This is a genomic window from Cupriavidus sp. 05N38 (assembly GCF_056397345.1).
This window is the reverse complement of sequence record NZ_JBFTNF010000029.1, coordinates 16,945-35,697: the sequence shown is the minus strand read 5'-3', so window position 1 is coordinate 35,697 and position 18,753 is coordinate 16,945. Positions and strand designations below refer to the sequence as shown.

At 69.0% G+C, this 18,753-nt stretch carries 15 protein-coding genes; 9 read left to right on the top strand and 6 right to left on the bottom strand.

From position 1 onward, the window contains the following. Positions 1-54 precede the first annotated feature (54 nt). From AC1DK4_RS20645 to AC1DK4_RS20635, 3 genes are read right to left on the bottom strand one after another with little or no spacing between them, the layout of a single operon-like run. Positions 55-1,389, bottom strand: coding sequence for an amidase (locus tag AC1DK4_RS20645; protein WP_441615959.1), 1,335 nt, complete (start codon positions 1,387-1,389; stop codon positions 55-57). Beyond that, positions 1,386-2,063: a DUF2848 domain-containing protein gene (locus AC1DK4_RS20640; protein WP_441615961.1), complete on the bottom strand. Its 678-nt coding sequence runs from the start codon at positions 2,061-2,063 to the stop codon at positions 1,386-1,388. Before AC1DK4_RS20640 ends, AC1DK4_RS20645 begins: the two co-directional genes overlap by 4 nt. Positions 2,064-2,100: 37 nt before the next feature. Beyond that, complete coding sequence (locus AC1DK4_RS20635; protein WP_441615963.1) at positions 2,101-2,808, bottom strand: GntR family transcriptional regulator; 708 nt, start codon at positions 2,806-2,808, stop codon at positions 2,101-2,103. A gap of 402 nt (positions 2,809-3,210) precedes the next feature. On the opposite strand from AC1DK4_RS20635, the gene AC1DK4_RS20630 reads away from it, so the two are divergent. Further along, positions 3,211-4,050, top strand: coding sequence for an IclR family transcriptional regulator (locus AC1DK4_RS20630; protein WP_441615965.1), 840 nt, complete (start codon positions 3,211-3,213; stop codon positions 4,048-4,050). A gap of 77 nt (positions 4,051-4,127) precedes the next feature. Here AC1DK4_RS20630 and AC1DK4_RS20625 read toward each other — a convergent pair whose 3' ends face one another. Next, positions 4,128-5,375 carry a Zn-dependent hydrolase gene (locus tag AC1DK4_RS20625; RefSeq protein ID WP_441615967.1) on the bottom strand — a complete coding sequence of 416 codons (1,248 nt, stop codon included), beginning with the start codon at positions 5,373-5,375 and terminating at the stop codon, positions 4,128-4,130. 214 nt (positions 5,376-5,589) lie between these two features. Between AC1DK4_RS20625 and AC1DK4_RS20620 the strand changes: the two genes are divergently transcribed. The 7 genes from AC1DK4_RS20620 (at position 5,590) to AC1DK4_RS20590 (ending at position 13,142) form a co-directional block, all read left to right on the top strand. Next, positions 5,590-7,278, top strand: a complete 1,689-nt coding sequence (locus AC1DK4_RS20620) for an ABC transporter substrate-binding protein (protein WP_441615969.1) — start codon at positions 5,590-5,592, stop codon at positions 7,276-7,278. A gap of 152 nt (positions 7,279-7,430) precedes the next feature. After that, complete coding sequence (locus AC1DK4_RS20615; protein ID WP_441615971.1) at positions 7,431-8,381, top strand: ABC transporter permease; 951 nt, start codon at positions 7,431-7,433, stop codon at positions 8,379-8,381. Positions 8,382-8,406: 25 nt separating this feature from the next. Continuing rightward, complete coding sequence (locus tag AC1DK4_RS20610) at positions 8,407-9,294, top strand: ABC transporter permease (protein WP_441615973.1); 888 nt, start codon at positions 8,407-8,409, stop codon at positions 9,292-9,294. A 4-nt stretch (positions 9,295-9,298) separates the two neighbouring features. Then, positions 9,299-10,354: an ABC transporter ATP-binding protein gene (locus tag AC1DK4_RS20605; RefSeq protein ID WP_477131742.1), complete on the top strand. Its 1,056-nt coding sequence runs from the start codon at positions 9,299-9,301 to the stop codon at positions 10,352-10,354. An 84-nt stretch (positions 10,355-10,438) separates the two neighbouring features. Further along, complete coding sequence (locus tag AC1DK4_RS20600) at positions 10,439-11,419, top strand: ABC transporter ATP-binding protein (RefSeq protein WP_477131777.1); 981 nt, start codon at positions 10,439-10,441, stop codon at positions 11,417-11,419. 28 nt (positions 11,420-11,447) lie between these two features. Further along, positions 11,448-12,638, top strand: a complete 1,191-nt coding sequence (locus AC1DK4_RS20595; RefSeq protein WP_441615977.1) for an amidase — start codon at positions 11,448-11,450, stop codon at positions 12,636-12,638. A 93-nt stretch (positions 12,639-12,731) separates the two neighbouring features. Then, positions 12,732-13,142 carry a DUF3830 family protein gene (locus tag AC1DK4_RS20590; protein WP_441615979.1) on the top strand — a complete coding sequence of 137 codons (411 nt, stop codon included), beginning with the start codon at positions 12,732-12,734 and terminating at the stop codon, positions 13,140-13,142. A 37-nt stretch (positions 13,143-13,179) separates the two neighbouring features. On the opposite strand, the gene AC1DK4_RS20585 is transcribed toward AC1DK4_RS20590, so the two are convergent. Further along, the gene (locus AC1DK4_RS20585) at positions 13,180-16,293 is read right to left on the bottom strand and encodes an efflux RND transporter permease subunit (protein ID WP_477131741.1); all 3,114 of its coding nucleotides are present in this window, start codon (positions 16,291-16,293) and stop codon (positions 13,180-13,182) included. A gap of 10 nt (positions 16,294-16,303) precedes the next feature. After that, on the bottom strand, positions 16,304-17,401 hold the full coding sequence (locus AC1DK4_RS20580) for an efflux RND transporter periplasmic adaptor subunit (RefSeq protein ID WP_441615983.1): 1,098 nt from the start codon (positions 17,399-17,401) through the stop codon (positions 16,304-16,306). 495 nt (positions 17,402-17,896) lie between these two features. On the opposite strand from AC1DK4_RS20580, the gene hpnD reads away from it, so the two are divergent. Next, complete coding sequence (gene hpnD, locus AC1DK4_RS20575) at positions 17,897-18,733, top strand: presqualene diphosphate synthase HpnD (protein WP_441615985.1); 837 nt, start codon at positions 17,897-17,899, stop codon at positions 18,731-18,733. Positions 18,734-18,753 lie beyond the last annotated feature (20 nt).

Below are 18,753 nucleotides of genomic sequence, written 5' to 3'. Positions count from 1 at the left end.
GGTGTGGATGGCGGGGCCGCGCTGCGTGGCTGCGGCCCTCGGTTCGTTCCTGGATTACTGAAGCACGGTCTCGATGGCGCCCGCTACCTGCAGCACGCGCGCGTCCTGCCCGTTGAGGCCGCACACGCCAAGGCCGATGCCCTGCCCGGCCACCGGCAGCGGCAGCGAGACGGCGCAGCCGTCGAGGAAATTGATCACGCTGGCGTTGCGCAGCACGAGGCCGTTGGTGGCGAAGAAGGCTTCGTCGCTTTGCAGCGCATCCAGCCGTGGCGGGCGTACGGCCACGGTGGGCATCAGCCAGGCGTCGGCCTCGCGCAGCAGCCCGGCGGCGCGCGCTTGCATGGCGCGGCGCGCGGCCAGCAGGTCGAGGTAGTCGGCGGCGCCGAGCTGCTCGCCGCGGCGGATGCGCATGGCGACGCGCGGGTCATAATCGCCGCCGCGTTCGGCCAGCAGTTGCTTGTGCCAGTGCCACGCCTCGGCCGCGGTCAGGCCGCCGCCGGCGTTGATGTCCGGCAGGCGCTTGAGTTCGGGGAAATTGAACGGCACGATGCGCGCGCCAAGGCGCGCGAGCATGTCGAGCGTGGCGTCGAAGGCCTGGGCGACCTCGGCGTCGAGGCTGTCGCAGACGAAATCGCGCGTAACCAGCAGGCGCAATCCGGCCAGCGGCGCGGGCCTGCTGTCCAGGGCCTCGCCGCTGACGATGGCGTCGAACGCCGCGCAGCAGGCCACCGAGCGTGCCAGCGGGCCGGCGGAGTCGAGCGAGGTGGAGAGCGGTACGCCGCCATCCAGCGGCACGCGGCGCGCGCTGGGCTTGAAGCCGGTCAGGCCGCAGAATGCGCTGGGGATGCGGATGGAGCCGCCAGTATCGGTGCCGAGCGCCGCGGCTGCCATGCCGAGCGCCACGCTGACGGCGCCGCCCGAGGTGGAGCCGCCGGCGATGCGGGCTTCGTCGAACGGCGTGCGCGGCGTGCCGTAGTGCGGGTTCAGCCCAAGGCCGGAGAAGGCGAACTCGCTCATATTGGTACGCCCGATCAGCACGGCGCCCGCTGCGCGCAGGCGCGCCACGGCGACTGCGTCTGCGCTGGCGGGCGCGCCGGCAAGCGCCTTCGATCCGGCCCGCGTCACCTGCCCTTTTACGTCGAACAGGTCCTTGATGGAAATCGGCAGGCCGGCCAGCGGCGACGCCACCAGGCCGGCCGCGCGGGCCTGGTCGGCGGCACGCGCGGCGGCCAGCGCGCCGGCCGCGTCCACCTCCAGGAAGGCGACGCCGCCCTTAGCGCGATGGTCTTCGATGCGCGCCAGCGCCTGCTCGGTCAGCGCCACGCTGGTGGTGCGCCCCGCGCCGAGTTCGGCGGCGAGCGCGGCGATGGTCGGTTGCGCGGCGCTCATGGTGCCACCGCCAGGCAGGCCACGCGATAGGCATGGCGCAGGGTGCGCTTGCGTACCGGGTCGTGCAGCTCCACTTCGAAGGCTTCGCCACTGCCGAGTTCGCCGATCACCGCCTGCGTGCCGCAGAACATGGCGGTGCCGGGCGGCAGCGTGTCTTCACCGGTGAGGCGCCGGATCAGGTCACGCGGATCGAGCAGGCGCGTCACCAGGCCTTCCTGGTACAGCTCGCGCTGGCCGTTGCGGGTGCGCCAGCAGCGCATCTGCAGCTGGTCCCAGTGATCCGCCACGTCGGCAAAGCGCCAGAGTTCGGTGCCGAGCGGCTTGGCGCACATCTGCTTGGAGACGGTGACGTCGTAGGCCTCGACCTTGCGGTCGGTGTGGTCGGAGCCGACGCCGATGTACATGGCGTCCTGGCCGGCCAGCAGCACGAACTCGATCTCGCCCGAGGAATCCTCGCGCGGCACTTCGAGCAGCGTCTCGGTGGTCAGCAGCGAGGCGGCCAGCGGGTAGAAGCAAGGCACGGTCGAGGGCGGCCTGACGCCGATCTCTTCGAGCTCGCGGATGTGATGGTTGACGGCGTCGGCGTCGCGGCCGGTCCAGCCGGCGATGATGAGGCGCTGGATGTCGAGGGCGAGTGCGCCCTCGCCGGCGACCTGGAATTGCAGTGTCGGCATGTCGTACTACCTGTTGCGGAGAAAAACGGTCAGTGGGTCAGATGGTCCGGATGATGTTCTTCCGGAATTCGTCGATGTGTTCCCGGATGGCCTCGCGCACCGCCGGGATGTCGCGCCGCTCGAGCGCGTCGACGATCAGCAGGTGCTCCTGGTAGACGTTCTCCAGGTGCTGCGGATCGGATAGCGAGAGGAACCAGAAACGGGCCTGCTTCTCGTGCAGGTTGCGCAGCAGGTCGGCCAGCACGCGGTTGCGCGAGGCGGCCGACATGGCGGTATGGAACTTGAGGTCGAGCGAGGCCAGGCCGGCAATGTCACGCCGCGCGATCAGCTCCGGCGAACGGCCGAGGATCTCGCGCATGGCCTTGAAATCGCTTTCGTGGCCGCGCTCGGCGGCGAGCGTGGCGCACAGGACCTCGTTGGTCGCGCGCACTTCGATCATGTCGAGCACTTCATTGAGCGACAGCGGCGAGACCAGCACGCCCTTGCGCGGCATGATCGAGACCAGCCCTTCCACCTCGAGCCGGTGCAGCGCCTGGTGGACAGGCGTGCGGCCCAGCCCGAGCAGGCCCGCGACCTGGGCCTCGTTGAGCGGCTCGCCCGGGCGGAACTCGCAGGCGATGATGCGGCGCTTGATCTCGGCGTAGGCCTGCTCGCGCATGGCGGCGCCGGTCGCGGCGCGGCTTGCGGCGCCACTCTCGGCGGCGGGTTCGCCGGCACTGGCAACGAGCCTGATCGGGTTCGCCATGATGCGTTCCTGCGGTGTTGAAGTTGTTGTGATACTAGTCTGATATTTCACTGATCGTCAACACGATGAAGCGCAGGGTAAACGCTAGGCTGCGGCACCGCCAGGCGACGGGAATCCACGCAGCGCCGCCCTTGCATCGCTTCGCCGCATGGCGAGAGCTCCCCGCAAACCCATGCTGGGCAAAGCTTTCCGGTGCGCCATCAAAAGCGTTCCCGCATGATGCGCAATACCGTGCCCGCTATCGCTATTCCCAAAAACTCGCAGCCCTTCTATCATGTCCACATCGACCTAGAATCGATAATCGATTCAGTCGTATATTGGTGCAATATGCATTCATCGTGGTGCAAGACCTCCCAGCGATGGTGCCCAGACCTGCATGCGACCTCGACGGAAAATGCGAACATGACCGGGCAGTACAAAAAAAACGAGGACGCCGACACGCCGGCGGCCACCGCAGAAAGCAGCGAGGACACCACCCGCCCGGACCCGCTTTTCAACCAGTCGCTCGAGAAGGGCCTGGAGGTCCTGCGCGCCTTCAGTGCGGTGCATCGCACGCTCACCCTGGCGGAGTTGGCCGGGCTCACCGGCATGACCAAGAGTTCGGCGCAGCGCACCGTGCATACGCTGGAGAAGCTCGGCTACGTCGCCAAGCATCCGCAGACGCGGCGCTTTCGCCTGACCCCGAAGGTGATGGAGATTGGCTACAACTACCTGTCCGCGGACGCGCTGATCCAGGCCGCCAGCCCTTATCTGTCGCAGCTCGCCAATGCCAGCGGCGAAACCGCCAACCTGACCGAGCCGGTCGGCCTGGACATGGTCTACGTGGCGCAGCTCATGACGTCGAAGTACATCCCGGTGCTGACCCCGGTTGGCATGCGCATCCCCATGTATTGCACCAGCAGCGGCCGGGCCTACCTCAGCACGCTGCCGGACGAGCAAGTGATGGCGATGCTGGAAAGCTCCGCGCGCGTTGCGCGCACGCCGGCCACGCTGACCGATGTGGCGGCGATCTTCGAGACCGTGGCGGCCTGCCGCAAGGTGGGCTATGCCTGCAACAACGAGGAACTGTTCCTGGGCGACATGGGCATTGGCGCGGCCATCGTCAACAGCCAGGGCCAGGCGGTGGGCGCGGTCCATGTATCGCCGCCCGCCAGCCGCTGGAGCATGGCCGAGGCGCAGAAGAAGCTGGCGCCGATGGTGATCGAGTGCGCATGGGCAATCTCCCGCTCCATCGCCCACTGAGAGGCTGCTTCGCCGTGCCCTGAAACAGCCGCGCGGGGCGGAATGAAGCGGGGCGGAAGGAAGCGGGAAAGGCCGGGCTAGCGGGCGTGCTCCAGCATGGCCTGCAGCAGCACGTTGGCGCCGGCCTCGACATGCTCGGGCAGCGCGTCTTCCAGTTCGTTGTGGCTGATGCCGTCCTTGCAAGGCACGAAGATCATGCCGGTCGGCGCGCGCTGGGCCACGTAGACGGCGTCATGGCCTGCGCCGCTGACCACGTCCATATGCGGCAGCCCCAGCGCCGCGGCCGCGCGCCGCACGCTGTCCACGCAGGCGGGCGCGAACGCGCAGGGCTCGAACTTCACCACCTGGCGGATCTCCACTTGCACCGCGCCGTCGCGCGCGATCCGGGCGAACTGCGCGCGCATGGCCGCGTCCATGCGGTCAAGCCCCTCCTGCGAGAGATTGCGCAAGTCCACCGAGAAGTCCACGTGGCCCGGGATCACGTTGCGCGAGTTGGGCGCCACGTGCACGTAGCCGACCGTGCCGCGGCCATGCGGGGCCTCGGCCACGGCAATGCGGTTGACCTCGTCGATCATGCGCGCGGCCGCCAGCATGGCGTCGTGGCGCAGCGCCAGCGGCGTGGGGCCGGCATGCGCGTCCTGCCCGGTCACGGTCACGTCGTACCACTGCTGGCCGAGCGCGCCGGAGACCACGCCGATCGGCAGCCCGGCGGCTTCGAGCACCGGCCCCTGCTCGATATGCGCCTCGAAATAGGCAGCGAACATGCCGCCGGGCACCTCGCCCACCGCATGCTCGCCGCGGTAGCCGATCTGCGCCAGCGCCTCGCCCACGCTGATGCCATCGAGGTCGCGCTGGGCGCGCACGAACCCGGCCTCGAACACGCCGGCAAAGGCGCCCGAGCCCATCATCACCGGCGTGAAGCGGGTGCCCTCCTCGTTGGTCCAGAAGGCCAGTTCCAGCGGCGCGCGGGTGACGATGCCGAGGTCGTTGAGCGTGCGCATGACCTCCAGCCCGGCCAGCACGCCGAAGTTGCCGTCGAACTTGCCCCCCGAGGGCTGGGTGTCGATATGGCTGCCGGTGGCCACGGCGGCCGCATCGGGATCGCTGCCCGCGCGCCGCGCGAACACATTGCCCACTTCGTCGGTGCGCACCTCGAGCCCGGCCTCGCGGCACCAGCCCACCACCAGGTCGCGACCCTGGCGGTCCAACTCGGTCAGGGCGATGCGGCACACGCCGCCCTTGGGCGTGGCGCCGATCTGCGCCAGGTCCATCAGCGATTGCCACAGGCGGGTTGCGTTGATGCGGGGAAGGTGTTGCTGGTCCATGTCGGGAAGCCGGTTGGTTGGAAAACGAAAGGACAGGCCAGCAAAAAGCAGGCCATGGGCAAGGCAGGCACAAGCCATGAAGCGGACGCCCCCCTTGCGCCTGCGTGACACCGGTCGCCGCAACGCCTCTGCCTCGGCCGGGTGCCGCGGCAACTGGCACATGACTTGCTTGAAGGGATGCGTCCGCCCTTCCCCCCACCCAGGAGCACTGCCCGTGACCGTTTTTTCTTCCCCCGCCGCCGGAAGCACGAAACCCAGCCTGAAAGCCGTCGCCGCTGCCGCCGCGCTCACTTCGCTTTCCCTGCTCGCCCTGCCCGGCGCCGCCCATGCCGAGAAGGTGCTGCGCGTGGGCATGACCGCCGCCGACATCCCGCGCACGCTGGGCCAGCCCGACCAGGGCTTCGAAGGCAACCGGTTCACCGGCATCCCGATGTACGACGGCCTGACCCAGTGGGATCTCTCCAAGGGCAACGGCCCGAGCCTGCTGATCCCCGACCTGGCCACGGAATGGAAGGTGGATGCCAAGGACAAGACCAGGTGGGTCTTCAAGCTGCGCCCCGGCGTGAAGTTCCACGACGGCTCGGCGTTCAACGCCGACGCCGTGGTGTGGAACGTGAACAAGGTGCTCGACAAGACTGCCAGGCAGTTCGACCCCAGCCAGGTCGGCGTGACCGCCTCGCGCATGCCGACGCTGCGCTCGGCCAAGAAGATCGACGACCTCACGGTGGAGCTGGTCACCTCCGAGCCCGACTCCTTCCTGCCCTACAACCTGAGCAACCTGTTCATGGCCTCCCCCGCGCAGTGGGAGAAAAAGCTCGCCGCGGTGCCGGCCTCGGTCACCGATACGGCCGAACGCAGCAAGCAGGCATGGGTGGCCTTCGCCGCCGACGCCTCCGGCACCGGCCCGTTCAAGATGAGCCGCTTCGTGCCGCGCGAGCGGCTCGAGGTGGTGAAGAACGCGCAGTACTGGGACAGCAAGCGCGTGCCCAGGATCGACAAGGTGGTGATGCTGCCGATGCCGGAAGCCAATGCGCGCACCGCCGCGCTGCTGTCCGGCCAGGTGGACTGGATCGAGGCGCCGGCGCCTGACGCCGTGGCGCAGATCAAGAGCCGCGGCTTCGAGGTCTACGCCAATGCGCAGCCGCATATGTGGCCGTGGCAGCTGTCCTTCGCGCCCGGCTCGCCCTGGCTCGACAAGCGCGTGCGCGAGGCGGCCAACCTGTGCGTCAACCGCTCGGGCCTGAAGACGCTGCTGGGCGGCTACATGGCCGAGGCCAAGGGCATCGTCGAGCCGGGCAGCCCGTGGTGGGGCAATCCCAAGTTCGATGTCAAGTACGACGCCAGCGCCGCGCGCAAGCTGATGACGGAAGCCGGCTACTCGGCAGCCAAGCCGCTCAAGGTCAAGGTGCAGGTGTCTGCCTCGGGCTCGGGCCAGATGCAGCCGCTGCCGATGAACGAGTATGTGCAGCAGAACCTGAAGGAGTGCTTCTTCGACGTGGACTTCGACGTGGTCGAGTGGAACACGCTGTTTACCAACTGGCGCGTCGGCAGCAAGGACCCGAGCGCGCACGGCGCCAACGCCATCAACGTGAGCTTCGCGGCGATGGACCCGTTCTTCGCCATGGTCCGCTTCGTCAGCACCAAGACGCAGCCACCGGTCTCCAACAACTGGGGCTACTTCGGCAACGCCGAGTTCGACAAGTTGATCGAGACCGCGCGCACCTCCTTCGATGACAAGGCGCGCGACACCGCGCTGGCCAGGTTGCACGCGCGCATCGTGGAAGAATCGCCTTTCGTGCTGATTGCGCATGACGTGGGCCCGCGCGCCATCTCGAAGAAGGTCAAGGGCGTGGTGCAGCCGCAAAGCTGGTTCATCGACCTGGCCACGATGTCGATGGACTGAGCCGTGTTGCCGGTGCGGGCGCAAGGGGGAGATGCGCCGCGCCGGCTTGGCCCCCCGCTCCCTCGCCCACAAGCGGGATTGGGGGAAACAACAAGCGCATCGCCTTGCATTGCCCTGCCCCACTCTTTCCTTTTCTCTAGCCGGCCAAGCCCATGACTTACCTGCTCCGCCGCATCGTCTATGCGATCCCCATCCTGCTCGGGGTCGCCCTGCTGTGCTTCTCGCTGGTCCATATCGCGCCGGGCGATCCGCTGGTGTCGGTGCTGCCGCCCGACGCCTCGGAGGACCTGCGCCGCCAGCTCACCGCGCTGTACGGCTTCGACAAGCCCTTCCTCGAGCAATTCCTGCACTGGCTCGCCCGTGCGCTGCACGGCGACCTGGGCACCTCCATCGCCACCAACCGGCCGGTCATGAGCGAAGTGATGACCGCGGTGGTCAACTCGGTGCGCCTGGCCGCCGTGGCCACGTTGATCGGCTTTACCTTCGGCTGCCTGTTCGGCTTCGTGGCGGGCTACTTCCGCGATTCCGTGGCCGACCGCACCGCATCCTTCCTGTCGGTGTTCGGCGTCAGCATGCCGCACTACTGGCTGGGCATGGTGCTGGTGATCGTATTCTCGGTCTTCCTCGGCTGGCTGCCCGCCACCGGCGCGGGGCCGGGCGGCTCCGCCGACTGGCAATGGGACTGGGAACATCTGCAGTACATGCTGCTGCCGGCGATCACGATGTCGGTGATTCCGATGGGCATCGTCGCGCGCACCATCCGCGCGCTGGTCGCGGAGATCCTCTCCAACGAGTTCATCGTCGGCCTCAAGGCGCGCGGGCTGTCCGAGCTCGCGGTGTTCCGCCACGTGCTCAAGAACGTGGCGCCGACCGCGCTGTCGGTGATGGGCCTGCAGCTCGGCTACCTGCTGGGCGGCTCGATCCTGATCGAGACCGTGTTCTCCTGGCCCGGCACCGGCTTCCTGCTCAATTCGGCGATCTTCCAGCGCGACTTCCCGCTGCTGCAGGGGACCATCCTCGTGCTGGCCGTGTTCTTCGTGCTGCTGAACCTGCTGGTGGACGCGCTGCAGACGCTGTTCGATCCCCGCATCCAGCGCAACTGACCCAGCAAGCCAACCGGAAGCCATCATGGAAATGACTTTGAAGAAGCCCGCCGTCGCGCCGCTCGTGCAGCGCTCGCCCGGCTACTGGACCACGGTCGGCCGGCGCCTGCTGCGCAACAAGCTGGCCATGCTGGCCGCGCTGATCCTGCTGGCGCTGGTGCTGATGGCGCTCTTCGCGCCGGCGCTGATGCCGGCCGATCCCTACGCCGCGTCGATCCTCAAGCGCCTCAAGCCCGTCGGCACCGAGCACTACCTGCTTGGCACCGACGAACTCGGGCGCGACATGCTCTCGCGCCTGATGCTGGGCGCGCGCCTGTCGCTGTTCATGGGCATCACGCCGGTGCTGATCGCCTTCGTGGTCGGCAGCGCGCTGGGCATCGTGGCGGGCTACGCCGGCGGCTGGACCAATACCGTGATCATGCGCCTGGTCGACATCCTCTACGCCTTCCCCTCCGTGCTGCTGGCCATTGCGCTGTCGGGCACGCTGGGCGCGGGCGTGGGCAATGCGCTGCTGTCGCTCACCATCGTGTTCGTGCCGCAGATCGTGCGCGTGGCCGAGAGCGTGACCACCCAGGTGCGCAACCGCGAATTCGTCGACGCGGCGCGCGCCTCGGGCGCGTCGTCGCTCACCATCGTGCGCGCGCACGTGCTCAACAACGTGCTGGGCCCGATCTTCGTCTACGCCACCAGCCTGATCTCGGTGTCGATGATCCTGGCCTCGGGGCTGTCCTTCCTCGGCCTCGGCGTCAAGCCGCCCGAGCCGGAATGGGGCCTGATGCTCAACACGCTGCGCACCGCCATCTACACGCAGCCGTGGGTGGCCGCACTGCCCGGCGCGATGATCTTCCTGACCTCGATCTCCTTCAACCTGCTCGCCGACGGCATCCGCTCGGCGATGGAAATCAAGGACTGACGCCATGACCGAAACCACTTTGCCGCAAGCCCTGCGCAACGCCGACGTCGGCGGCCCGGCCCAGCCGCTGGTGATCGCCCGCGAGCTGGTCAAGCATTTCCCGCTCAAGTCGAAGATCCCCGGGCGCCGCGCCGGCGTGGTACGCGCCGTCGACGGCGTCGGCTTCGAGGTCCTCAAGGGCGAGACGCTCGGCGTGGTGGGCGAATCGGGCKGCGGCAAGTCCACCACCGCGCGCCTGCTGATGCAGCTCATCGAGCAGGACAGCGGCGAGCTGATCTTCGACGCGCAGGGCGTGGGCTCGGCGCAGTTGCCGATGAAGCGCTTTCGCAGCCAGGTGCAGATGGTGTTCCAGGACAGCTACTCCTCGCTCAACCCGCGCCTGACCATCGAGGAATCGATCGCCTTCACCGCGCGCGTGCACGGCATCGGCGCGGCCGAGGCCAGCGCGCGGGCGCGCGCCCTGCTCGACCGCGTGGGCCTGGAGCCGGCGCGCTTCGCCGGGCGCTATCCGCACGAGCTGTCCGGCGGCCAGCGCCAGCGCGTGAACATCGCCCGGGCGCTGGTGCTGCGCCCGCGCCTGGTGATCCTGGACGAGGCCGTCTCGGCGCTCGACAAGTCGGTCGAAGCGCAGGTGCTGAACCTGCTGCTGGAGCTCAAGGCCGAGTTCGACCTCACCTACGTCTTCATCAGCCACGACCTCAACGTGATCCGCTACCTGTGCGACCGCGTGATGGTGATGTACCTGGGCAAGGTGGTCGAAGTGGGCGACACCGAGACGCTCTACGCCAACCCTTCCCACCCATACACGCGCGCGCTGCTGGCCTCGATGCCGGCCACCGACCCGGACCACCGCACCCTGGTCGCGCCGCTGGCGGGCGATCCGCCCAACCCGATCAACCCRCCATCCGGCTGCAGCTTCCACCCGCGCTGCGCCATGGCCGAGGCGGTCTGTGCGCGCCGCGCGCCGGTGCTGTCCGACGCGCTGGCCGGGCATCCCGTGGCCTGCCTGATGGCCAATGCGGACGGCGGCCACAGCCGCCATCTGGCTGCAAGGATCTGAGCGAGGCTTATCGTGACCCCACAAGTGACCCCACAAGTGACCCCACAAGACAACAACACCGAACAGCAAGCCTCCACGGCCCCGATGGTATCGGTGCGCGACCTGCGCGTGACTTTCTCCGGCAGCGGCAAGACCATCCGCGCCGTCAACGGCGTGTCGCTGGACGTGGCGCCGGGCGAGGCGCTGGCCCTGATCGGCGAGTCCGGCTCGGGCAAGAGCGTGACCCTGCGCGCGCTGATGCGCCTGCACCCGCCGCGCCGCACGCGCATGGAAGGCAGCATCCGCATCGACGGCGCCGACGTCATGGCGCTCGATGCGCGCGCGCTGCAGCGCCTGCGCGGTGGCACGGTGGCGATGGTGTTCCAGGAGCCGCTGCTGGCGCTGGACCCGGTCTACACGGTGGGCCAGCAGATCATCGAGTGCATCCGCACCCATGCGCGCGTGTCCGCCGCCGAGGCGCGCCAGCGCGCGCTGCGCGCGCTGGAGTCGGTGCGCATTCCCAGCCCCGAGCGGCGCCTGGCGGCCTACCCGCACGAGATGTCCGGCGGCATGCGCCAGCGCGCCATGATCGCGCTGGCGCTGTCGGCCAGCCCCAAGGTGCTGCTGGCCGACGAACCCACCACCGCGCTCGACGCCACCGTGCAGATCCAGGTGCTGATCCTGCTGCGCGAGCTGCAGCGCGAGCTGGGCCTGTCGATCGTGTTCGTCACGCACGACATCGGCGCGGCGGTGGAGATCGCCGACCGCGTGGCGGTGATGTACGGCGGGCGCATCGTCGAGGAAGGGCCGATCCGCACGCTGCTGCGCGCCGCCCGCCACCCTTACACCATCGCGCTGCTGCAAAGCCGCCAGCACGGCATGGACCGCGGCCAGYGGCTGCAGACCATTGCCGGCTCGCCGCCCGACCTGGCCGCGCTGCCGCCCGGCTGCACCTTTGCGCCGCGCTGCGCCCATGCGCGCCCGTCCTGCCTGGCCCAGGTGCCCGCCGCCACCGATCTTGGCCACGGACACCGCGTGAGCTGTATGCTGGTGTCCGAGCCCGCCGTTGCAGAAGTTGCCGCCTGAGAATCCCGATACTAGGAACCCGACCGATATGTCCCTGGCCACCCATCCCGCCCGCGCCTTCATGCCGTATCCCGCCGCCGACGTCCCCAATGCGCCGTCGGGCCCGCTCCACGGCCTCACCTTCGCGGCCAAGGACCTGTTCGACGTGGCCGGCTACCCCACCGGCGGCGGCAATCCGCATGTGCTGGCGCTGTCCGGCATCAAGACCGGCACCGCACCCGCCGTGCAGCGCCTGCTGGACGCCGGCGCGGCCTTCGTCGGCAAGACCCATACCGACGAACTGGCCTTCTCGATGAACGGCAAGAACGCCCACTACGGCTCGCCGGTCAACGGCGCTGCGCCCGGGCGCATCACCGGCGGCTCCTCGTCCGGCTCGGCCTCGGCGGTATCCAACCGGCTGTGCGACTTCGCGCTCGGCAGCGACACCGGCGGCTCGGTGCGCGCGCCGGCCAGCCATTGCGGCCTGTACGGCATCCGCCCCACCCACGGCCGCATCTCGCTGGAGCGCACCCTGGCGCTGGCCGAGAGCCTCGACACCTGCGGCTTCTTCGCGCGCGATATCGGCACCTTCTCGCGCGTGGCCGACGTCCTGTTGGGCACCGACAGCCGCCCCCTGCCGTCGGCCCCGCGCCTGCTGCTGGCCGAAGACCTGTTCCGCCTGCCCACCGCGCCCGCGCTGGATGCGCTGCTACCGGTGGTCGGCCGCATCGAAGCCGCCCTCGGCAAGGCCGCGCCGGTCGCCGTGGCGGACCGGCCGATCGAGGATATCTGGTGGGCCTTCCGCTACGTGCAGGGCTGGGAAGCCTGGCAGGCCGACGGCGAGCTGATCGAGCAATACGGCCTGCAGCTCGGCCCCGACGTGGCCGGGCGCTTTGCCTTTTCCAAGGGGGTCACGGCGGCGCAGTTCGAGGCCTCGAGCGCGCTCCGCCGCGCCGTCACCGCGCACATCGGCGCCCTGCTCGGCGACGACGGCGTCCTGCTGATGCCGAGCATGCCCGACATCGCGCCGCTCTCGGACGCCGACGGCGACACGCTCGAGGATTACCGCAACCGCTCGTCCCAGATCCTCTGCCTGGCGCCGCTGACCGGCTTCCCGCAGATGAGCCTGCCGCTGTCGGGCCGCGCCGGCGCGCCGCTCGGCCTGTCCCTGATGGGCCCCGCCGGCAGCGACCGCAGCCTGATCGCATTTGCGCAAAGCCTGGTGAAGGCACTAGGCTAAGCTACATTGCGCCTGCTTTTCCCGCGCGCCGCCGGCCAACCCGGCGGCGCGCGCATTTCTGCCCGATTTTCCGACAAGACAAGGAGAGCCTCAATGGCCCGCATCCGCATCGCCGCCGGCGGCTATCAGTTCGTCGCCGAGACCAACCCCGACGCCCCGCTGACCGTGGCGGCCTTCACCAAGCTGCTGCCCTACCGGCAAAAACTGATCCATGTGCGCTGGAGCGGCGAAGGCTGCTGGATCCCGCTGGGCGAGTTCAGGCTCGGCGTGGACTTCGAGAACCACACCAGCCACCCGTCGGTGGGCGACATCCTGTTCTACCCGGGTGGCTACAGCGAGACCGAGATCATCCTGGCCTACGGCAGCTGCTGCTTCGCCAGCAAGATGGGCCAGCTTGCCGGCAACCACTTCCTGACCATCGTGGAAGGCAAGGAAAACCTGCGGGCGCTCGGCACCAAGGTGCTGTGGGAAGGCGCGCAGGACGTGGTGTTCGAAGCGATGTGAGTCGCGGGGCGCGCCGGCAGCGCCCCGCATCCGGCGCTCAGCGCGCCACCAGGGCGGATCCTGCCTCCGGCGCCCTGACCCGGAACCAGGCCGCATAGAGCGCCGGCAGGAACAGCAGCGTCAGCGCCGTGGCCACGATCAGCCCGCCCATGATGGCCACGGCCATCGGCCCCCAGAACACCGAGCGCGACAGCGGGATCATGGCCAGCACGGCCGCCGCCGCGGTCAGGATGATGGGGCGGCAGCGGCGCACCGCCGATTCCACGATCGCATCCCATACCGCCGCGCCGCCGCGCACGTCCTGCTCGATCTGGTCGACCAGGATGACCGAGTTGCGGATGATCATGCCGAGCAGCGCGGTGATGCCGAGCTGGGCCACGAAGCCCATCGGCGCGCACAGCAGCAGCAGCGTGGCGGCCGCGCCGATCARCCCCAGCGGKCCGGTCAGGAACACCATCAGCGCGCGCGAGAAGCTGTGCAGCTGCAGCATCAGCAGCGTGAAGATAAGGAAGATGCACAGCGGCAACTGCGCGGCGATGGAAGCGCCGGCCTTGCCGCTTTCTTCCTCGGCGCCGGCGATGGTGATGCGGTAGCCGGCCGGCAGCTGCGCCCGCAGCGGATCGAGCTTGGGATTGATCTGCGCGGTCACGGTGGGTCCCTGGATGCCCTCCACCACGTCGGACTGCACGGTCACGCCGAAGTCGCGGTTCTCGCGCCAGATCACGCCGGGCTCGGAGCGGAAGGCAATGCGCGCCACCTGCGTCAGCGGCACCACGCGGCCATTGGCCGTGGGCACCTGCACGTTCTGCAGGTCCGACATGGCATCGCGCTCGTTGCGCGGGGCGCGCATCAGGATATCGATCAGCTTGTCGCCGTCGCGATACTGGCCGACCGCCACGCCGGTGAGCACGGTCTGGGTCACGCGGGCGATGGCGGTGCTGCTGACGCCGAGCGCGCGCGCCTTGTCCTGGTCGATATCCAGGCGCAGCACCTTGACGCTCTCGTTCCAGTTATCGTTGACGCCCTGCGTGTTGGGGTTGGCGCTCATCACGGCCTTGACCTGGTCGGCCAGCTTGCGCACGCCGGCGGCGTCCGGGCCGATCACGCGGAACTGCACCGGGTAAGGCACGGGCGGGCCGTTCGGCAGCAGCTTGACACGTCCGCGCAGCTGCGGGAAATCGGTCGCCAGCAGGCTGGTGACGCGCTGGCGCACGCGGTCGCGCAACGCCACGTCGGCGGGCAGCACGATCACCTGGGCCACGTTGCTCTGCGGGAAGATCTGGTCCAGCGGCAGGTAGAAGCGCGGCGCGCCGCTGCCGACGAAGCTGGTCAGGCTGGCGATCTCGCGGTCCGCGCGCAGCGCGCGCTCGAAGCGCTTGGTCTCGGCCTCGGTCTGGGCGAAGCTGCTGCCTTCGGGCAGCCACAGCTCCACCATCAGCTCGGGGCGGCTGGAATCCGGGAAGAACTGCTTCTCGACGAACTTGAAGGCGTACAAGCCGAGCCCGAAGGCCACCAGGGTGACGGCGATCACGGTCTTGCGCCAGGTGACGCACCAGTTCACCAGCTGGCGGAAGCGATTGTAGAACGGCGTGTCGAAGACTTCGTGATGGGCGCCCTCGCCGGCCGGCCTGGCCTTGAGCAGCAGGTAGCCCAGGTAGGGCGTGAAGTAGACCGCGGCCAGCCACGACAGCACCAGCGCCAGCGCCGTCACGGCGAAGATGGCGAAGGTGTACTCGCCCACGGTGGAGCGTGCCAGCCCCACCGGCAGGAAGCCGGCGGCGGTGATCAGCGTGCCGGTCAGCATCGGCATCGCGGTGGAGGTGTAGGCGAAGGTGGCCGCCTCCATCTTGGAGAAGCCCTCTTCAAGCTTGCGCACCATCATCTCCACCGCGATGATGGCGTCGTCCACCAGCAGGCCGAGCGCCACGATCAGCGCGCCGAGCGAGATCTTGTGCAGGCCGATGCCGAACATGTTCATGAACAGGAAGGTGACGGCCAGCACCAGCGGGATGGTCAATGCGACCACCAGCCCCGGGCGCACGTCCAGCCGCAACGGCCTGGTGTGCAGGCCGAGCGAAACGAAGCTGACACCCAGCACGATCACCACCGCCTCGATCAGCACGTGCACGAACTCGCCCACCGAGCGCTCCACCGCCTCGGGCTGGTTCTGCACCTGGTCCAGCTCGATGCCGACCGGCAGCTGCCCGCGCATGCCGTCCATGGCGGCGCGCAGGTTCTTGCCCAGCGCGATGATGTCGCCGCCCTTCTCCATCGAGATGCCGAGGCCGATCACTTCCTTGCCCTGGAAGCGCATCTTGCTCTGCGGCGGGTCTACATAGCCGCGGTAGACGTGGGCGATGTCACCCAGGCGGATATTGGCCGCGCCGCTGGGCCCGCGCAGTACCAGGTTCTCCAGGTCGGCCACCTTGGCGAACTGGCCCGACAGGCGCACCTGCAGGTTGTCGCCCGGCGTCACCAGCACGCCGCTGGCGTTCATGCTGTTCTGCTGCGAGATCTGGTCGGCGATGGCGTTGATATCGAGGCCGAGCTGGGCGAAGCGGGCCTGGTTGAACTCGATGAAGATCTTCTCGTCCTGCAGCCCGATCAGCGCCACCTTGGCCACCGAGGGCACGCGCAGCAGCTGCTGGCGCACCAGGTCGGCGTACTCGCGCAGCTCCTTGTAGTTGAAACCGTCGGCGGAGAGCGCGTAGATCGAGCCGTACACGTCACCGAACTCGTCGTTGAAGTATGGCCCGCGCACGCCCGCCGGCAGCGTCTGCGCGATGTCGCCGACCTTCTTCCGCACCGTGTACCAGATCTGCGCGGTGTCCCTGGCCGGCGAGGTGTCCTTGAGCTGGAAGATCACCGTGGTCTCGCCGGGCTTGGAGAAGCTGCGGATCTTGTCGGCGTACGGCACTTCCTGCAACTGGCGCTCGATCTTGTCGGTCACCTGCACCGCGATCTGCTCGGCGGTGGCGCCGGGCCAGAAGGCTTGCACCACCATCACGCGGAAGGTGAAGGGCGGATCCTCGTCCTGCCCGAGCTGGAAGAACGCGAAGAGCCCGCCCAGCAGCAGCACCACCAGCAGGTAGCGGGTCAGCGGCTGGTGCTCGAGCGCCCAGCGCGAAAGATTGAAGCGGGAATGTTCCATGCAGCGCGCCTCAGTTGCGCGCGGTGGCTGGCGCCACGGATTGCAGCGGCTTGACCTTCTGGCCCGGCTTGAGCAGGTGCACGCCGGCCGTGACGATGGTCTGCCCCGGCACCAGCCCCTTGGTGACCTGCACTTCGTTGCCCTGCAGCTCGCCCAGCGTCACGCTGACCGGGCTTACCGTGCCGGCAGCGCTTTCGTATACCCAGACCTGGTTGCTGCCGTCCTGCTGCAGCAAGGCGGACAGCGGCACGCGCAGCGCCGTGCTGTCGCCGGTACGGGTGAAGGTCACCACCGCGGTCATGCCGAACTTGAAGTCGGCCGGCGGGTTGGGCACGCTGATGCGCGCGGCGTAGGTCCGCGTGACCGGGTCCGCCATCGGCGCGATCTCGCGAACATGGCCGGGCAGCGCACGAGCCGGCCCGGCCCAGGTCCGCACCGTCACGTCGGAAATGCCGCGCAGGCGTTCCACCTGATCCTCGGGCAGGCCCACCGCCACTTCTTTCTCGGCGGTCTGCGCCACCCGCACCACCGATTGCCCGGCCGTGACTACCTGGCCGACTTCGGCATCGATCGCAGTGACCACGCCGTCGGCATCGGCGGGCAGCACCGCATAGGCGGTCTGGTTGGACTGGTTGCGCAGCCCCGCCTCGGCCTGGCGCAGGCGCGACGCGGCAGCGTCCAGCGTGGCCTGGCGGCGCTGCTGCTCCGCGGCGCTGATAAAGCCCTTGGCGAACAGGTCGTTGTAACGCTTGAGGTCTGCCGCGGCGAGATCGCGGTCGGTCCTGGCCGCATCGAACTGCGCGCGCGAACTGGCTTCGGCCAGACCCAGGTCGGTCGGATCGAGACGCGCCAGCGGCTGCCCCTTGCGCACCGTGGCGCCCACGTCCACCAGCCGGGCGGCAATCTTGCCCCCGACGCGGAATCCCAGCCGCGACTCGATGCGGGGCCGGACATCGCCGGAGAACTCCAGATCGGTCTTGCCCGCGCCCGCCTGCAGGTGCATCAGGCGCACCGGGCGGATCTCCGGCGCACGCGCGGCCTTGGGGCCGCAGCCGGCCAGCAGGCAAAGCAGGCAGGCCAGCGCCAGCGTGGTGACCCGTCCGGGCATGCGCAGCCCGCCAGTCCCGGAAGCGGGCCTGGCAACATCAGGAAGCGATGGGAAAAGCACATCGACGGCCGCAACATCCGGCCTGGGACAAGGCACTGGCATGAGTTAAGCGTGAGATCGGTGGGACTGCGCGGTGGGACTGCGGGCTATGCACGGGACGATGGCGAATTTAATAACTCGTCGGTCAGTAATATAGCGGGGCTGACCCGGATGCGTCAAATTGCCATCCGCGACGGACACAGCCAAAAGCGCCCGCGGACCGGCCGGCCGGGCGCAGAAAGCACAGGCGCCAGGCCGCAGCCTGGCTCCAGTGGCGAAATGCCGCAGCCGTGTCCGGGCGAGACCTTGCGCGCGTTCCGGCCCCTCGCTGCATCCGCTGCACCCGCGGCGGCGGCGGCGCGGGCCGCGCGAGCGCAGTGCTACAATCCGCCGCGTCGCCCGCGCGGACCCCGCCGCGCACCGCGGAATGCCCCACTTCACCGACCCGAGAACGGCGTGACGCCCGATCAGTATTGCCAAGAAAAAGCCGCCGCGAGCGGCTCCAGCCTGTACTACAGCCTCCTGTTCCTGCCCCCCGCGCGGCGGCAGGCGATGACCGCGCTCTTTGCCTGGTGCAAGGAACTCAGCCTGGTCGTCGATGACACCCACGATGAAAGCGTGGCGCACCAGCAGCTTGCCTGGTGGCGCAACGAACTCGGCCAGATGTTCAGGGGCGCCCCCACCCACCCGGTGACCAAGGCGCTGCAGCCGCACCTGCAGGCCAGCGGCCTGACGCAGGCCATGTTCGGCGAGGTGCTCGAAGGCATGGAGATGGACCTGACCCAGTCCCGCTACCTCGACGACATCGCGCTGGCGCGCTATTGCCATTGCGTGGCCGGCGTGGTCGGGACCATGAGCGCGCGCATGCTCGGCTACCAGGATCCGCGCACGCTCGAATTCGCCGAAAAGCTCGGCTTGTCGCTGCAGATGGTCGATATCCTGCGCGACGTGGGCGAGGACGCGCGCCGCGGCCGCATCTACCTGCCGGTAAACACGCTGCAGCGCTTCCAGGTGCCTGCCTCGGAGATCACCCAGGGCACGCATTCGGACCGCTTCGTGGCGTTGATGCGCGAACGGGCCGGCCAGGCGCGCACGCTGTACCGCGAGGCGCTGGCCCTGCTGCCGCGCACCGACCGCCGTGCCCAGCGCGCCGGCCTGGTGATGGGCGCGCTCTGCCAGACGCTGCTCGACGAACTCGAGGCCAGCGACTTCCAGGTGCTCGGCCAGCGCATCTCGCTCACCCCCATGCGCAAGCTGTGGATTGCATGGAAGACGTGGATGCTCAACCGCTAGGCACCGCCCCCGGCGCGCCG

What these genes read in the sequence shown, in the direction of transcription:
- AC1DK4_RS20645 (WP_441615959.1), bottom strand. Translation starts at nt 1,389, where the DNA reads ATGAGCGCCGCGCAACCGACCATCGCCGCGCTCGCCGCCGAACTCGGC.
- AC1DK4_RS20640 (WP_441615961.1), bottom strand. Translation starts at nt 2,063, where the DNA reads ATGCCGACACTGCAATTCCAGGTCGCCGGCGAGGGCGCACTCGCCCTC.
- AC1DK4_RS20635 (WP_441615963.1), bottom strand. Translation starts at nt 2,808, where the DNA reads ATGGCGAACCCGATCAGGCTCGTTGCCAGTGCCGGCGAACCCGCCGCC.
- AC1DK4_RS20630 (WP_441615965.1), top strand. Translation starts at nt 3,211, where the DNA reads ATGACCGGGCAGTACAAAAAAAACGAGGACGCCGACACGCCGGCGGCC.
- AC1DK4_RS20625 (WP_441615967.1), bottom strand. Translation starts at nt 5,375, where the DNA reads ATGGACCAGCAACACCTTCCCCGCATCAACGCAACCCGCCTGTGGCAA.
- AC1DK4_RS20615 (WP_441615971.1), top strand. Translation starts at nt 7,431, where the DNA reads ATGACTTACCTGCTCCGCCGCATCGTCTATGCGATCCCCATCCTGCTC.
- AC1DK4_RS20610 (WP_441615973.1), top strand. Translation starts at nt 8,407, where the DNA reads ATGGAAATGACTTTGAAGAAGCCCGCCGTCGCGCCGCTCGTGCAGCGC.
- AC1DK4_RS20595 (WP_441615977.1), top strand. Translation starts at nt 11,448, where the DNA reads ATGTCCCTGGCCACCCATCCCGCCCGCGCCTTCATGCCGTATCCCGCC.
- AC1DK4_RS20590 (WP_441615979.1), top strand. Translation starts at nt 12,732, where the DNA reads ATGGCCCGCATCCGCATCGCCGCCGGCGGCTATCAGTTCGTCGCCGAG.
- AC1DK4_RS20580 (WP_441615983.1), bottom strand. Translation starts at nt 17,401, where the DNA reads ATGCCCGGACGGGTCACCACGCTGGCGCTGGCCTGCCTGCTTTGCCTG.